Source organism: Streptomyces paradoxus (assembly GCF_014202475.1).
GTDB lineage: Bacteria > Actinomycetota > Actinomycetes > Streptomycetales > Streptomycetaceae > Streptomyces > Streptomyces paradoxus.
This window is the reverse complement of record NZ_JACHGV010000006.1, coordinates 62567-77302: the sequence shown is the minus strand read 5'-3', so window position 1 is coordinate 77302 and position 14736 is coordinate 62567. Positions and strand designations below refer to the sequence as shown.

Below are 14736 nucleotides of genomic sequence, written 5' to 3'. Positions count from 1 at the left end.
CGTCCTGATGACCGGGGCGGGCGTCCGGTCACGGCCGCGGGTCGGGGACCGCCGCGTCCGTCCGGCCGATCTTCGTCCGCTCGCCGGGGCGGAGTACACCGGCGAATGCCACCAGGCCGCATGACAGCGCCGTCACCAGGCAGAACGACACCATCAGGCTCGTCGCCTGCGCCAGCATGCCGATCGCGCTCGGCGCGATCAGCCCGGAGGTGTAGGTGATGGTCGCGACGCCAGCGATGGCCAGGCTCGGGTTGGATCCGCTGCGGCCGGCCGCGGCGAAGCACAGCGGCACGACGACGGCGATGCCCAGGCCCATCAGCGCGAACCCGCTCATGGCCACCGCCGGATGGTCCGCGACGACGATCAGCAGCCCGCCGAGGACGGCGAACACACCACTCGCCCGCACCGTCCGCACGGCACCGAAGCGGTCCACGATCCTGTCGCCGGCGAGCCGGGCGACGGCCATGGTCAGCGTGAAGCCCGTCGTGCAGGCCGCGGCGAGACCGGCCGAGGTCTCCAGCTGCTCGCGCAGGTAGACCGCCGACCAGTCCAGGCTCGCGCCCTCCGCGAACACCGCGCAGAACCCGATGGCACCGATGAGCAGCGCCGAGCGGGGCGGCAGCGCGAAGCGCGGCGGCGGCTCCTCGTCCTCGGCGGGCTGCAGGTCGAGCACCCACTGGCAGGACAGCACGCCGACGGCGGTGAGGACCGCGGCGGCCAGGACGTGGTGCAGCCGGGCGTCCGATCCGAGGTGCGCGGCGAGCGTGCCGGCCGCCGAGCCGACCAGGGCGCCCGCGCTCCACATGCCGTGCAGCCCGGACATGATCGACCGGCCGAGGCGGTTCTCGACCTCGACCCCCAGCGCGTTCATCGCCACGTCCGCCATGCCCGCCGTCGCGCCGTACGTGAACAGGGCCAGGCAGAGCGTCAGGAGGTTGGGGGCGAGGGACGGCAGGACCAGCGACAGCGTCCACAGGGCGATCAGTCCGCGCAGCGCGTTGCGGGCGCCGAAGCGGTGACTGATGCTGCCGGCGACCGGCATCGCCACGGACGCGCCGAGCGCGGGGAAGGCCAGAGCGATCCCCAACTGGCCCGCGCTCACGCCCGCGTGGTCCTGGATCCACGGCACGCGAGTCGCGAACGAGCCGGTCACGGCGCCGTGCACGGCGAAGACGGCGGCCACGGCGTACCGGGACCGCTTCACCTCGCGCTGTTCGTCGACCACGCTGCCCATTCTGCGGTCCCCCTCCAGGTCTCTGCCGTGCTCGCGTCTGGTGCGCGCGTAAACTATCAGGAACCCTGCCTGATAATAAGAGGGTCTCCCGGCGGGTCCCGGCCGACGGTCCCGCCGATCTGGAAGGATCCCGGCATGCCCGCATCCCCGAGCACCGCCCGGGCCATCAACGACCGGCTCGCCCTGCGTCTGCTCCAGCAGGAAGGCCCGTTGACGGCAGGGCAGTTGAAGCAGCTGACCGGTCTGTCCCGGCCGACCGTCGCCGACCTCGTCGAACGCCTCACCGCCGCCGGACTGATCGCGGTGGTCGGCGAGGCGGGGGAGCAGCGCCGCGGCCCCAACGCGAAGGTCTACGGCATCGTCGCCGACCGGGCCCACCTGGCCGCCCTCGACGTCCGCACCGAAGGCGTCGCCGTGGCCGTCGCGGACCTGGTGGGTCGGGTCCTGGCCGAGGCGTCGGTGCCGATCGGCGGGGACACCGGGACAGGCCCCGCCGTGGAGCAGGCCGTCACGCTGGTCGAGCGCGTGGCGAAGGAGGCCGGTGCCGACCGCCTGCACACCGTGGGGATCGGGGCGCCCGGTCTGATCGACCCGTCCAGCGGCGAATTCCGCGACTCCACCGGGCTGCCGGAGTGGCACCGCCGACTCGTTGCCACCCTCCAGGAGCGATTGCCCGAGGCCCGCGTCAGCGTCGAGAACGAGACCAACCTCGCGGCGCTGGCCGAGCAGCGCGACGGGGCGGCCCGGGACCGGGACACGTTCGTCCTGCTGTGGCTGGGCCATGGAACGGGGGCGGCCGTGGTCCTCGACGGCGCCCTCCGGCGCGGCGCTTCCGGCGGCACCGGAGAGATCGGCTTCCTCCCGGTCCCGGGCACCACCGCACTGCCGTCGGCCACGGACTGCGAGGGCGGCTTCCACTCGCTGGCCTCCTCGGCGGCGGTCGTGTCCCTCGCGGCCGAGTGCGGCATTCCGGCGACGCCGGGGGAGCAGACGCCCGCGGTGGGGGTGGTGCGGGCGGCCGTCGCCGTGGTGCGGGCGGCGGTGGGCGGGGGGCCCGGAGCCGAGGCGTCCCCACCCACGGCCCCTGTCCCCGCCGCCCGCTTTCTGGACGCCCTCGCCGATCGTGTCGCCGTCGGGGTCGCCTCCGTCGTGGCGATCCTGGATCCCGGGTGCGTGGTGCTCGGCGGTGAGGTCGGTCAGGCCGGTGGCGAGGAGCTCGCGTCACGGGTGCGGGACCGCATCGCCCGGATGACGCCCCTGCCCACGGAGGTACGGGCGACGACCCTGGGCGGCGGCGCGGTCCTGCGCGGCGCGCTGCTGACGGCCCGGGACCGCGCCCAGGAGGAACTGTTCACACCCGGAGAGCCCCCACCCCAGCCCTGCCGGGCTGGTAGGCCGTCAGGCCCGTAACCGCCCCCCTCCGTCCTCCTCCCTCAGCCCCCGGACCGCCCGCTGCCCGCCTGCACCCGGCCGCTCCCGAACCGCCTCTCCAGGTGCTGTTCGAACGACCCCTTGCCCACCGCCCGTCGCGGCGCCAGATGGCCCCCGCTCCGGAAGCCCCGGTACGCCGCTCCCCACAGCGGCACGTTCACCACCGCTCGCCGACGGCCCGACGCCTTCAGATACGCACGGGCGAAGGACTCCAGCGGCCGTACCTCCGGCCCGCCCATGTCCTCGACCCGCCCCGCCGGCGCGGCCGTCGCCAGCTCGACCAGCCGGTCCGCCACCTCGGCCACCTCCACCGGCTGGTCCCGCACGCCCGCCGGGAGGAACATCACCGGCAGCTTCGACAGCCCCTGGAACATCATGATCAGCAGATCGTGGAACTGCGTCGCCCGCAGTACGGTCCAGCCGATCCCCGACTCCTCGACCAGCCTCTCCACCGCGAGCTTGCTCCGGTAGTACGGGAACGGCACCTCGTCGACACCGACGATCGACACGTAGACCAGATGACGCACGCCCGCACCGCGCGCCGCACTGATCAGGTTCCGAGCCGCCTGCTCGTCCCCCTTCTGTGCCGACGCGCAGTGCACGATCGTGTCCACACCGGCGACGGCCGTGTCCAGTCCGGCTCCGCCCGCCCGCAGATCCACCGCGTACGGCTCGCTGTGCCGGCTGAGCACCCGCACCTCGTGCCCGCCCGCGCGCAACTGCTCGGCGACGAGCCGCCCCAGCGTTCCGGTGCCGCCGGTCACCAGGATCGTGGTCATGTTGTTCAGCCCCTTCGGACGCCGGGCGCTCCCGGGTGGAGCGCCCCTCGCCGACTGAGACCGAACAGCCCCGCCGAATGTGACAGGCGCGCCCCGCGGTCCTACGGCCGGGTGAGCTGGCGCCGTGCGAACGCCAGCTTCTCCGGGTTGACCACGGCCCGCACGCCCGTGACCAGCCCGTCGCGCACCTCGATCACCGACAGTCCGACGAGCGTGTCGCCCGCCCAGCTCGCCAGCCCCAGCGCCCCGTTGACCTCGGTCGGCACGAAGTCCAGGCCCCGCGCGAACTTCGGCCCGCCGCCCGCCAGGAAGCGGGCGATGTCGGGCCCGCCCTCGATGGGCCACCGCGCCGCGGTGACCTTGCCGCCCCCGTCGCTCCACCAGGTCGCGTCGGCCGCGAGCAGCTTCTCCAGCCCGGCCAGGTCCCCGTCACGGGCCGCCGTGATGAACGAAGTGACCAGCTCTTCCTGCCGCTCGGAGGCGGGCTCGAACCGGGCCTGCGGTTCGCCCACCCGCCGCACGGCACGCCGGTACAGCTGACGGCAGTTGGCCTCGCTCAGGTCCAGCACCCCGGCGATCTCCCGGTGCCCGTAGCCGAACGCCTCCCGCAGCACGTAGACGGCCCGTTCGGTCGGCGTCAGCCGCTCCAGCAGCACCAGCATCGCCATCGACACGGCGTCCCGCTGCTCCGCGGACTCCAGCGGGCCGAGCGTGCCGTCCGAGGTGACCACGGGCTCGGGCAGCCAGGTCCCGACGTACCGCTCGCGCCGGGCCCGCGCGGACGTGAGCCGGTTCAGGCAGAGGTTGGTGACGACCTTGGCCAGCCAGGCCGCCGGGTGCTCGATCCCCGCCCGGTCGGCGCCGCTGTAGCGCAGGTAGGCGTCCTGGACCGCGTCCTCGGCTTCCTCGGCGGAGCCCAGCAGCCGATAGGCGAGCGAGAACAGCCTGGGCCGGTGGACTTCGAACTCCTCGGCGGTGGTCGTGGTCATACGACTCACCCTGCCAGAGGGCGGCCCTCCCAGTGTTGGGAGCCCGGGCGGGAGCCCGGCGTGGCAAGGCCCGACGGCGGGCAAGGGCCGTCGTCACCGCCGCCGGGCCGGTCCGCGGGGGGTGTGCCGACCCTGGCGTCGACCCTAGAAAGGACTAGACCACTGCGTCAATGGGTGTGTACCAACCCGAGACGTCAAGGGCGTGCGCCGAGGGGGAAGTTGGAGCGCCGGTCGCGCTCGGGAAGGGGTGTGACACGGTCTGTGAGGCAGCCCACACACTGTGCCCCTTTGAACCTCGATCAGGCGTGGCACACTGGCCGTGTACCAGTAGCAGCGCACTCCGGGGTCGGTGAAAGTCCGAACCGGCGGTTACAGTCCGCGACCCGGTCGCCTCCAGCGGCCGGTTGACCAGGTGAAATTCCTGGACCGACGGTTAAAGTCCGGATGGGAGGCAGTGCGCGGCGAGCGGGCATTCGTGCGCGCCGCCCGAGAAGTCCGTCCCCGTGGCGGACTCCGTCCGGCGTCGTCCCCGGTGTCCCTGCTCGTACTTGTCGTCATCGACAGCCCCGGAGTCCGTGCCCGAAGAGGCAGGAGGACCCGGGAAGTGTTCACCGGAATCGTCGAAGAGCTGGGCGAGGTCACCGCCGTCGAGACCCTCGACGACGCCTGTCGCTTCCGCCTGCGCGGACCGGTCGTCACCCAAGGCGCCAAGCACGGCGACTCGATCGCGGTGAACGGCGTCTGCCTGACGGTCGTCGACCACGAGGGCGACGAATTCACCGCCGACGTCATGGCCGAGACGCTGAACCGCTCCAGCCTCGGCGCCCTCGAGGCCGGCTCCCGGGTCAACCTCGAACGCCCCATGGCCGTCGGCGAACGCCTCGGCGGGCACATCGTGCAGGGCCATGTGGACGGCACCGGCGAGATCCTGGAGCGCAAGCCCTCGGAGAACTGGGAGATCGTGAAGATCTCCCTCCCCGCGGACCTCACCCGGTACGTGGTCGAGAAGGGCTCCATCACCGTCGACGGCATCAGCCTCACGGTCGTCGACGCCGGCCACGACCACTTCACCGTCAGCCTCATCCCCACCACCCTCGACCTGACCACGCTCGGCCACAAGCAGCCCGGCGACCCGGTCAACCTCGAAGTGGACGTCATCGCCAAGTACGTCGAGCGGATGCTGGGCGACCGCGCGCAGGGGGCGACCCGGTGAACTCGCTGAACTCCGAGGCCTTCACCCTCTTCGGCCAGCACATCCTCTGGTCCGACATGGTCGGCAACCTCTTCGGCCTGGCCGCCCTCGCCCTCGGCTGGCGGCGCTCCATCTGGACCTGGCCCGTGCAGTTCCTGGCCGGCCTCATCCTCTTCGGTGCCTTCTTCGGCCATCTGACCGGCAGCGCGGGCAAGCAGGCGGTCGTCGTGCTCGTCGCCGTCTACGGCTGGTGGCAGTGGCAGCGCGGCAAGGGGCAGGGGGACGACGGCCACATCGCCGTACGGTTCGCCACCTGGCGTGAGCGCGCGGCGATGGCCGCGGCGGCCGCCGCCGGCACGGTCGCCGTGGCGCTGCTCTTCACGGCGTACCCGAAGCTGTCCTGGGACCCCTGGCCGGACGCCTACATCTTCGTCGGCACCATCGTCGCCATGTACGCCCAGGCACGCGGCATGGTCGAGTTCTGGTTCGCCTGGCTGCTCGTCGACCTCGTCGGCGTCCCCCTCAACTTCGCCAACGGCTACGCCTTCTCCGGCTTCGTCTACGTCATCTACGGCGCGCTCGTCCTGTGGGGCCTGCGCGACTGGTGGCTGCGCTCGCGTCAGACGGCGCGGCCCACCCTGGAAGGAGCGCCGGCATGACTGCCCGCCCGTCACCCGCCACCACCCTGAACGAGGCGCTTCGCGCCACCCCCTCGACAACCGCCCTGTACAGCACCGGCGGCGTCGAGAGCTTCGCGCTCGACCCCGTCGAGCAGGCCATCGCCGACATCGCGGCCGGCCGCCCCGTCGTGGTCGTCGACGACGAGGACCGGGAGAACGAGGGCGACCTCGTCATCGCCGCCGAGAAGGCGACCCCTGAGATCGTCGCCTTCATGATGAGCGAGTGCCGCGGCCTGATCTGCGCCCCCATGGAGGGCGACGAGCTGGACCGGCTGAAGCTCCCGCAGATGGTCGAGGACAACACCGAGTCGATGAAGACCGCGTTCACGGTCTCCGTCGACGCCTCCGCCGCGCACGGCGTGAGCACCGGCATCTCCGCCTCCGACCGCGCCACCACGCTCCAGCTGCTCGCCGACGGCGTGTCCGGGCCCGACGACTTCGTCCGCCCCGGCCACATCTTCCCGCTGCGCGCCCGGCCCGGCGGGGTCCTCACCCGCAACGGCCACACCGAGGCCGCCGTCGACCTCGCCCGTCTCGCGGGCCTGCGCCCGGCCGGCGCGATCGTCGAGATCGCCGGCGAGGACGGCACCATGCTGCGCCTGCCCGAGCTGATCCCCTTCGCCCGCAAGCACGGCCTGACGATCATCTCCATCGAGGACCTGATCGCCTACCGCCGCAGCAGCGAACCCACCGTCCGTCGCGAGGCCAGGACCCAACTGCCCACCGCCCACGGCACCTTCACCGCCCACGGCTACCGCTCCACGGTCGACGGCGTCGAGCACGTCGCCCTGGTGCACGGCGAGATCGGCGACGGCCAGGACGTCCTCGTCCGCGTCCACTCCGAATGCCTCACCGGCGACGTCTTCGGCTCGGCCCGCTGCGACTGCGGCCCCCAGCTGGACGCCTCCCTCGCCCGCATCCAGGAAGAGGGCCGGGGCGTCGTGGTCTACCTGCGCGGACACGAAGGCCGCGGCATCGGCCTGATGAGCAAGCTGCGCGCCTACGAACTCCAGGAACGCGGCCGCGACACCCTCGACGCCAACCTCGAACTCGGCCTGCCCGCCGACGCCCGCGACTACGCGGCCGGCGCGCAGATCCTCGCCGACCTCGGTGTGCGCGGCGTCCGGCTGCTGACCAACAACCCCGACAAGACCGACGCTCTCGTCCGCCACGGCATCGCGGTCAAGGCCCGTGTGCCGATGCCCGTGAGCGCCGGCGAGCACAACCTCCGCTACCTGCGCACCAAGCGGGACCGGATGGGCCACGACCTGCCCTGGCTGGACACGACCACCGTGCCCGCCTGCGGCAACCAGTAACAGAGCACAAGAGGAGCAATGTGAGCGGCAAGGGTGCACCGGAGCTGTCCGTACGCAATGTGGGTGACCTCCGGGTCGCCGTCATCGCGGCACAGTGGCACGAGAAGGTGATGGACGGACTGGTGGACGGCGCCCTGCGCGCCCTGCACGACCTGGGCATCGACGAGCCGACCCTGCTCAGGGTCCCCGGCAGCTGGGAGCTCCCGGTCGTCGCCAAGGTCCTCGCGGGCCGCGGCTACGACGCGATCGTCGCCCTCGGCGTCGTCATCCGCGGCGGAACCCCCCACTTCGAGTACGTGTGCCAGGGCGTGACCCAGGGCCTCACCCAGGTCTCCGTCGACACCGGCGTCCCCGTCGGCTTCGGCGTGCTCACCTGCGACACCGAGGAGCAGGCCCTGGACCGTGCCGGCATCGAGGGCTCGAACGAGGACAAGGGACACGAGGCGGTGACGGCGGCGGTGGCGACCGCGGCCACCCTCCGCTCAGTATCCGAACCCTGGCGCTGACGGAAGCCACCTGTGGCATAGGCTGAGCGTCACCATGTCCAAGAAGACGTTCGAGGAGCTCTTCACCGAGCTCCAGCACAAGGCCGCCCAGGGCGATCCCGCCACTTCCCGCACCGCAGAACTGGTCGGGAAGGGCGTCCACGCCATCGGCAAGAAGGTCGTCGAAGAGGCCGCCGAGGTGTGGATGGCCGCCGAGTACGAGGGCAAGGAAGCCGCCGCCGAGGAGATCTCGCAGCTGCTCTACCACGTCCAGGTGATGATGGTCGCCCGCGGCATCTCCCTCGACGACGTCTACGCCCACCTGTAAGCCGCATCCGTCCCCGTACGACACCACGCAAAGGAAGCCGACCTCATGCTGCGCATCGCCGTCCCCAACAAGGGTTCCCTGTCCGGCCCTGCGGCGGAGATGCTGCATGAGGCCGGCTACCAGCAGCGCCGGGAGTCCAAGGAACTGCGGATCGTCGACCCGGTGAACGAGGTCGAGTTCTTCTACCTCCGCCCCCGCGACATCGCGATCTACGTCGCCTCCGGGCAGCTCGACATCGGCCTCACGGGCCGGGACCTGCTCATCGACTCCGGCGCCGAAGCCGAGGAGATCCTCCCCCTCGGCTTCGCCCGCTCCACCTTCCACTACGCCGCCAAGCCCGGCACGATCAGCGGCCTGGCCGACCTGGCCGGCAAGACCGTCGCCACCTCCTACGAGGGCATCGTCGCGGCGCACCTCGCCGAGCACGGCATCGACGCCTCCGTCGTCCACCTCGACGGTGCCGTGGAGACGGCCATCCAGCTCGGCGTCGCCCAGGTCATCGCCGACGTCGTCGAGACCGGCACCTCGCTGCGCAACGCGGGCCTGGAAGTCGCCGGCGAGCCGATCATGAAGTCCGAGGCCGTGGTGATCCGCCGCACCGGCGCGGACGCCGACGACCTCAAGGTGCAGCAGTTCCTGCGCCGCCTCCAGGGCGTCCTGGTCGCCCGGACGTACGTGATGATGGACTACGACTGCCGCGTCGAGCAGCTGGAGAAGGCCGTCGCCCTCACGCCCGGCCTGGAGTCCCCGACCGTCTCCCCGCTGCACAACGAGGGCTGGGTCGCCGTCCGCGCCATGGTCCCGGCCAAGGAAGCCCAGCGGATCATGGACGACCTGTACGACATCGGCGCCCGGGCCATCCTGACCACGGCCATCCACGCCTGCCGTCTCTGAGGGGCATACGCGAGATGTCCGATCTGCCCACCCTGCCCGTCACGTTCCGGCCGGGCAGCACTCGCGTGGTGCTGCTCACCGCGGCCGTCGCCATCTTCGTGGTGATCACCGCGGTCGCGATGCTGCTGAAACAGCTCAGCCCCGCCGAGCGCGTCAGCTTCATCTTCACGGCGCTCCTGCTGGACGCCGTGCTGCTGCTCCTGGCCCGTCCCAAGGTCGTCGTCGACGAGGACGGCGTCACTGTCGTCAATCTCACGAACAAGCGCCGGCTGGACTGGGCCGAGATCCTCCAGGTGACCCTCCGGCCCGGCGACCCGTGGGTGTTCCTCAACCTCAGCGACGGCACCAGCCTGCCTGCTCTGGGCATCCAGCCGGGCCTGGCCAAGCAGCGTGCGATCGCCGATGCCCGGGCGCTGCGGGCGCTCGCCGAGGCCCGTTCCGCGGCCGGCCCCGAACGGCATCAGGGCTGACTCGCGCAATCCTCCGGGCGGCCGCCACTGCCGCACCGGGCCGTGTCTTGATTAATCTGTTGGCGGAGGCGTGATGGATGCGCCTCCGCCTCTGTTGCCCGGACCGGTGCGCAGAGGCTCCTGCTAACCGAGGAGTGACCCCCTCCGGCGATGGACGGATCGTCCTGCAGTACCTGCGCCGCCCCCTGCCGACATAGCGCTTACCTCGTCGCCGAGGTACGCGACCGTGCGGAGGCGGCGGCACCATGACCACCCCCCTGCTGCTCCTGGCAGCCGCGTTCCTGCTGATTCTCGCCAACGGATTCTTCGTGGCGGCCGAGTTCGGACTCGTGACGGTCGAACGGCCGGAGGCCGAGAAGGCCGCCGCCGAAGGCGACCGGCGCGCCCTCCGAGTCGTCGAATCACTCAGGGAACTGTCCTTCCAGCTCTCGGGCACCCAGCTCGGCATCACCATCACCTCGCTCGTCGTCGGCATGCTCGCCGAACCGGCGCTCGCCGAGCTGCTGCACGGCCCGTTCACCTCGATCGGCATTCCCGAGGGAGCCGTCTCGGGTGTCACGGTCGTCGTCGGCATGCTGCTGGCCTCCGCCGTGCAGATGGTGATCGGCGAGCTGCTGCCCAAGAACTGGGCGGTGTCCCGGCCGCTGCAGGTCGCGCGTTTCGTCGCGGGCCCGCAGCACGTCTTCGCCCGGCTGTTCCGCCCGGTCATCGCCGGTCTCAACGCCGTCGCCAACCGGCTCGTGCGCGCCCTGGGCATCGAACCCACCGAGGAGCTGGCCTCCGCCCGCACCCCGGGGGAGCTCGTCTCCCTGGCCCGCCACTCGGCCCGGGCCGGCGCCCTGGAGCAGGACACGGCCGACCTGTTCGTCCGGACCCTGTCCCTGGGCGAGCTCACCGCGCAGCACGTGATGACACCGCGCGTGAAGGTCAGCGCCCTGCAGTCCTCGGCCACCGCCGAGGACGTCGTCAACCTGACCCGCGCCACCGGCCTGTCCCGCTTCCCGGTCTACCGGGAGAAGATCGACGAGGTCGTCGGCATGGCCCACCTCAAGGACGCCCTGGCCGTGCCCGTCCAGGACCGGCTGCGCACCCCCGTCGGGCACATCGCCCGCCCGGCGCTGCTCGTCCCCGAGACGCTGCCCGTACGGCCGCTCCTGGCCCGCCTGCGCAGCGAGCAGCCCATCGCGGTCGTCGTCGACGAGTACGGCGGCACCGCCGGTGTCGTCACGCTGGAGGACATCGTCGAGGAGATCGTCGGCGAGGTCCGCGACGAGCACGACGGACACGACCTGCCCGAGCTGGCCGCCGCACCGCCGGAGGACGGCAGGCCCGCCTGGGACGTCGACGGCAGCTGCCGGGTCGACGTCCTGCGGCGCATAGGCCTCGACGTGCCCGAAGGCCCGTACGAGACCGTCGCCGGCCTGATCGCCGACCTGCTGGGCAGGATCCCGGCCGTCGGCGACAAGGCGGAACTGCCCGGCTGGCGGCTGGCGGTGCGCCAGGTCGGCCACTACCGCGCGGAGCGGGTCCGGCTGGTGCGGACCGCCCCGGTGGTCTCCATGGCGGAGGCCGTCCGATGAGCGTGCTCCAACTCCTGTTCGCCGCGCTGCTCGTGCTGGCCAACGGCTTCTTCGTCGGTGCCGAGTTCGCGCTGGTCTCGGTACGCCGCAGCCAGATCGAACCGCTCGGCACCGCCCGCGCCCGGCAGGTCCTCTACGGTCTTGAGCGGCTGCCGCAGATGATGGCGGCGGCCCAGTTCGGCATCACGATCTGCTCGCTGACCCTCGGTGCGGTCGCCGAACCGACGGTCGCCCACCTGCTGGAGCCGGTCTTCGAGTGGATCCACCTGCCGCACGGCATGATCCACCCGCTCACCTACGTCATCGCGCTGGCCGCGGTGGTCTTCTTCCACCTCGTCATCGGCGAGATGGTCCCGAAGAACCTGGCGATGGCGGCCCCGGAGAAGGCCGCGCTGTGGCTCAGCCCCGGCCTGGTCTGGTTCGCGCGCTTCTGCAAGCCCATCACCGCCGCCCTCGGCGCGGTCGCGCAGGGCATCCTGCGGCTCTTCCACGTCGAGCCCAAGGACGAGGTCGAGGCCGTCTTCACGAGCGAGCAGCTCAACCGGCTCGTGGAGGACGCCGGCCAGGCGGGCCTGCTCGACCCCGAGGAGGCCGAACGCCTGGAGGACGCCCTGGAGCTGGGCTCCCGCCCGGTGACGGACGTCCTGCTGACGCGGGAGTCCCTGGTCACGGTCAGCCCGTCGGTCACCCCCGGGCGGATCGTCGAGCTCACGGCCCGCACGGGGTACTCCCGGTTCCCGGTTGCCTCGGACAACGGCGCCTTCATGGGCTACCTGCACGTCAAGGACGTCCTCGACCTGGAGGACTCGGACCGGGCCGTCCCGCAGCACCTGTGGCGTCCCATGACCACCCTGCGGTCCGAGCTGCCGCTCGACGACGCGCTGACGGTGATGCGGCGGGCGGCGACGCACCTGGCCCAGGTGGCCGACGGGTCAGGGAAGGTGCTCGGGCTGGTCGCCCTGGAGGACGTGCTGGAGCTGCTGGTGGGGGAGGTTCGGGATCCGGCGCACCGGCAGGTGCCGGAGGTCCGGGTCACCGAGCCCCGGGGCAGCGAGGAGGCGTTGGCTTCGTAGGTGTGCGGCTGCGGGCGCGTGGGGGCTGGTCGCGCAGTTCCCCGCGCCCCCCGGACAGGTGGGCACAGCTCGACCGGCCTTCACGGCACCCACTCAGGGGCGCGGGGAACTGCGCGACCAGCCCCCACCGGCCCGCGGCCGATGCGCTCATGTAGCCGACGGATCCTGCGGCCCCCGCCCCGACAAGACCTCCCCGTACGCCTGCATCAGATCCGGCAGCCGGAGCGTCGCGAGATCCTCCCTGCCCAGCACCCCGGGGTACACCGACAGCCGCAGGTCCCGGTACGCGCAGCTCTTCTCGTACAGCGTCCGCAGGAACCGCCCGTTGCCCAGCTCGTCGATCCACCCCTGGTCCACCACGTGCCCCGCGATGGACCGCAGCTCGTCGAGGGACTCGTCGTCCCACAGGTCGCCGTTCTCCGCGGCGAGCACCTTGCCGATCTCGGTGAGTTCGAGCGGCCGGTACGAGGGGAAGTCGACGCGGGTGGTGAAACGGGACGACAGCCCGGGATTCGCGGCGAGCAGGCGGTCCATGCCCTCCGGGTAGCCGGCCAGGATCACCACGAGGTGGTCGCGGTTGTCCTCCGCGCGCTTCAGCAGCACCTGGAGGGCCTCGTCGCCGTACGCGTCCCCCTTGCCGTAGCCCGAGTTGGACAGCGAGTAGGCCTCGTCGACGAAGAGGACACCGCCGAGGGCCGAGTCGATCAGATCGTTCGCCTTCACCGCCGTCTGCCCGAGGTACTCGCCGACCAGGTCGGCCCGCTGCGCCTCCACGAGATGGTCGCCGCCGAGCAGCCCGAGGGCGTAGAAGACGCGGCCGAGGATGCGGGCGACGGTGGTCTTGCCGGTGCCGGAGGGGCCGGAGAAGACGAAGTGGCGTTTCGGCGGCTGGACCGGAAGGCCCTGCCCGGCCCGCAGCCGGGCCATGTTCAGCTGTGCCGAGAGCGCCTTGACCTGGCGCTTCACCGGCTCCAGTCCCACCATGCGCTCCAGCTCGGCGAGCGCCTCCTCCAGTAACGCCGGGTCGGTGGGCCCGGCGGGCAGGGAGGGAACGGGGCCGGTCCGCTCGCGGACCGGGGGGCCGGTCACCGGCGGCAGGGGGGCGATCGGCAGGTCGGAGTCGGGCAGCCGCAGGTCGCGCCCCTCGATGCCGAAGAGCGGATCGAAGCCGTCCGGCCCGTCCACGGCGTCCTGGCCCGCGCCGGTGAGCGTGATCGACGCGAGGTCCGTCACGTCGTCGTACCCGTCGCCCTCGGCTATGGCGGCGAGCCGGGCGGAGGTGTCCATGAAGGCCGGGTCGACGCGGTGCACCGCCCGGTACAGGGGGAGCGCCGCGGCGCTGCGGCCCGTGCCCTCGTGCGCCCGGGCCAGCCAGTAGCGCAGCTCCTTGCGCTGCGGCTGCTCGCTGCGGCAGCGCATCAGCGCCGCGGACAGCAGCGGTTCGGCCTGGCCGTACATCTCCAGGCGGACCCGGGCCATGCCGCCGAACAGGCCGGCCTCGATCCCGAGCATCGGGTCGCCGAGCAGCGGGTCGGTGTGGCGGACGAGCTGCTCCCAGTCCTTGACCAGGTAGGCGCGGCAGGAATGCAGGAAGCGGACCTGGTGGTCGGTGTCCACCGGCGGCAGCCCGGCGAGGGCCTGGTCCAGCTCGGGGACGTGACGGCCGTCCAGCCAGTGGGAGGCGTGCGCGAGCAGCAGGTCACGGGGGCTCTCCAGCACCGGCTGCACCCACCAGCCCAGCCAGTACCAGGAGTTGAGCGTGCGGCGGTAGCGGGAGCGCTGCTCCCCGAAGCGGTCCCGGTGCCGGAACATCCGCAGCAGCGCGGCCGTCGTGTCGACGCGCAGCGCGTGCAGCCCCAGCCAGCCGTCGGCCATCCCGGGGTCCATCCGCACGGCGGCGCGGAACTCCTCCTCCGCCTGCGGATACGCGCCCATGGTGTAGGCGTCCACGCCTCGCAGCCAGGCGAGGTCGGCCGGGGCCTGAGGGCCCTGGGTGCCGAAGTCCATCACGTCCCCCACAAACCGTGCCCCCGTCGGTATGCCAACGAGCCGTCCCCCAGCCGGCTGCCCTGCTCGAACCGCTGTGCCACGGACCGGAGTTGCACCGCGCGCAGCAACCGTCCGCAGGTCGCGACGAGGGCATCGTACCTTCGGGGACGGCGCCTCCGTAGGGGGCCGCAGGGCCGTTCGGCGAGGTGGGAGCGGACGCGGCGGACCCGCACGCGGTGACCCAGGGTGAGCGTCCGGAGCCCCGCGGCGGCCGCGAAACCGGAAAAAGACAGAAC

Annotated in this window: 14 protein-coding genes and 1 riboswitch; of the genes, 10 read left to right on the top strand and 4 right to left on the bottom strand. The window is 72.2% G+C overall.

All coding sequences use genetic code 11. The features are described 5' to 3' along the window. Positions 1-28 precede the first annotated feature (28 nt). Positions 29-1234 carry an MFS transporter gene (locus tag HNR57_RS20690; RefSeq protein ID WP_184561516.1) on the bottom strand — a complete coding sequence of 402 codons (1206 nt, stop codon included), beginning with the start codon at positions 1232-1234 and terminating at the stop codon, positions 29-31. 135 nt (positions 1235-1369) lie between these two features. On the opposite strand from HNR57_RS20690, the gene HNR57_RS20685 reads away from it, so the two are divergent. Then, on the top strand, positions 1370-2644 hold the full coding sequence (locus HNR57_RS20685; RefSeq protein ID WP_184561515.1) for an ROK family transcriptional regulator: 1275 nt from the start codon (positions 1370-1372) through the stop codon (positions 2642-2644). A gap of 23 nt (positions 2645-2667) precedes the next feature. Here the strand turns inward: HNR57_RS20685 and HNR57_RS20680 are convergent, their stop codons facing one another. Beyond that, entirely contained in the window at positions 2668-3444 is a 777-nt protein-coding gene (locus tag HNR57_RS20680) for an SDR family oxidoreductase (RefSeq protein ID WP_184561514.1), read from the bottom strand. Positions 3445-3545: 101 nt separating this feature from the next. Further along, positions 3546-4433 (bottom strand): RNA polymerase sigma-70 factor, encoded by an 888-nt coding sequence (locus HNR57_RS20675; protein ID WP_184561513.1) that lies wholly within the window; start codon positions 4431-4433, stop codon positions 3546-3548. A gap of 331 nt (positions 4434-4764) precedes the next feature. Then, positions 4765-4895, top strand: a riboswitch (FMN riboswitch). Positions 4896-5037: 142 nt separating this feature from the next. On the opposite strand from HNR57_RS20675, the gene HNR57_RS20670 reads away from it, so the two are divergent. The 9 genes from HNR57_RS20670 (at position 5038) to HNR57_RS20630 (ending at position 12451) form a co-directional block, all read left to right on the top strand. Beyond that, positions 5038-5646, top strand: coding sequence for a riboflavin synthase (locus HNR57_RS20670; protein WP_184561512.1), 609 nt, complete (start codon positions 5038-5040; stop codon positions 5644-5646). After that, positions 5643-6284 (top strand): nicotinamide mononucleotide transporter family protein, encoded by a 642-nt coding sequence (locus tag HNR57_RS20665; protein ID WP_184561511.1) that lies wholly within the window; start codon positions 5643-5645, stop codon positions 6282-6284. The genes HNR57_RS20670 and HNR57_RS20665 overlap by 4 nt, the downstream gene beginning before the upstream one ends. Then, a complete protein-coding gene (locus tag HNR57_RS20660) occupies positions 6281-7621 on the top strand; it encodes a bifunctional 3,4-dihydroxy-2-butanone-4-phosphate synthase/GTP cyclohydrolase II (protein ID WP_246554810.1) in 1341 nt (446 codons plus the stop codon). Before HNR57_RS20665 ends, HNR57_RS20660 begins: the two co-directional genes overlap by 4 nt. A gap of 20 nt (positions 7622-7641) precedes the next feature. Then, a complete protein-coding gene (gene ribH / locus HNR57_RS20655; protein ID WP_030038615.1) occupies positions 7642-8127 on the top strand; it encodes a 6,7-dimethyl-8-ribityllumazine synthase in 486 nt (161 codons plus the stop codon). A gap of 34 nt (positions 8128-8161) precedes the next feature. Then, positions 8162-8434, top strand: coding sequence for a phosphoribosyl-ATP diphosphatase (locus HNR57_RS20650; RefSeq protein ID WP_019983911.1), 273 nt, complete (start codon positions 8162-8164; stop codon positions 8432-8434). 45 nt (positions 8435-8479) lie between these two features. Then, positions 8480-9328, top strand: coding sequence for an ATP phosphoribosyltransferase (gene hisG / locus HNR57_RS20645; protein WP_184561510.1), 849 nt, complete (start codon positions 8480-8482; stop codon positions 9326-9328). A 14-nt stretch (positions 9329-9342) separates the two neighbouring features. Further along, positions 9343-9798, top strand: coding sequence for a PH domain-containing protein (locus HNR57_RS20640; protein ID WP_184561509.1), 456 nt, complete (start codon positions 9343-9345; stop codon positions 9796-9798). Positions 9799-10043: 245 nt separating this feature from the next. After that, the gene (locus HNR57_RS20635; RefSeq protein WP_184561508.1) at positions 10044-11378 is read left to right on the top strand and encodes a hemolysin family protein; all 1335 of its coding nucleotides are present in this window, start codon (positions 10044-10046) and stop codon (positions 11376-11378) included. Further along, a complete protein-coding gene (locus HNR57_RS20630) occupies positions 11375-12451 on the top strand; it encodes a hemolysin family protein (RefSeq protein ID WP_184561507.1) in 1077 nt (358 codons plus the stop codon). The genes HNR57_RS20635 and HNR57_RS20630 overlap by 4 nt, the downstream gene beginning before the upstream one ends. A 147-nt stretch (positions 12452-12598) precedes the next feature. Here HNR57_RS20630 and HNR57_RS20625 read toward each other — a convergent pair whose 3' ends face one another. Continuing rightward, positions 12599-14458: an AAA family ATPase gene (locus HNR57_RS20625; RefSeq protein WP_184561506.1), complete on the bottom strand. Its 1860-nt coding sequence runs from the start codon at positions 14456-14458 to the stop codon at positions 12599-12601. Positions 14459-14736: the final 278 nt, after the last annotated feature.

Bases quoted from the DNA above. Each gene is read 5' to 3' on its own strand.
- HNR57_RS20690 (WP_184561516.1), bottom strand. From the start codon at position 1,234: ATGGGCAGCGTGGTCGACGAACAGCGCGAGGTGAAGCGGTCCCGGTAC.
- HNR57_RS20685 (WP_184561515.1), top strand. From the start codon at position 1,370: ATGCCCGCATCCCCGAGCACCGCCCGGGCCATCAACGACCGGCTCGCC.
- HNR57_RS20680 (WP_184561514.1), bottom strand. From the start codon at position 3,444: ATGACCACGATCCTGGTGACCGGCGGCACCGGAACGCTGGGGCGGCTC.
- HNR57_RS20675 (WP_184561513.1), bottom strand. From the start codon at position 4,433: ATGACCACGACCACCGCCGAGGAGTTCGAAGTCCACCGGCCCAGGCTG.
- HNR57_RS20660 (WP_246554810.1), top strand. From the start codon at position 6,281: ATGACTGCCCGCCCGTCACCCGCCACCACCCTGAACGAGGCGCTTCGC.
- HNR57_RS20650 (WP_019983911.1), top strand. From the start codon at position 8,162: ATGTCCAAGAAGACGTTCGAGGAGCTCTTCACCGAGCTCCAGCACAAG.
- hisG (WP_184561510.1), top strand. From the start codon at position 8,480: ATGCTGCGCATCGCCGTCCCCAACAAGGGTTCCCTGTCCGGCCCTGCG.
- HNR57_RS20640 (WP_184561509.1), top strand. From the start codon at position 9,343: ATGTCCGATCTGCCCACCCTGCCCGTCACGTTCCGGCCGGGCAGCACT.
- HNR57_RS20635 (WP_184561508.1), top strand. From the start codon at position 10,044: ATGACCACCCCCCTGCTGCTCCTGGCAGCCGCGTTCCTGCTGATTCTC.
- HNR57_RS20630 (WP_184561507.1), top strand. From the start codon at position 11,375: ATGAGCGTGCTCCAACTCCTGTTCGCCGCGCTGCTCGTGCTGGCCAAC.
- HNR57_RS20625 (WP_184561506.1), bottom strand. From the start codon at position 14,458: ATGGACTTCGGCACCCAGGGCCCTCAGGCCCCGGCCGACCTCGCCTGG.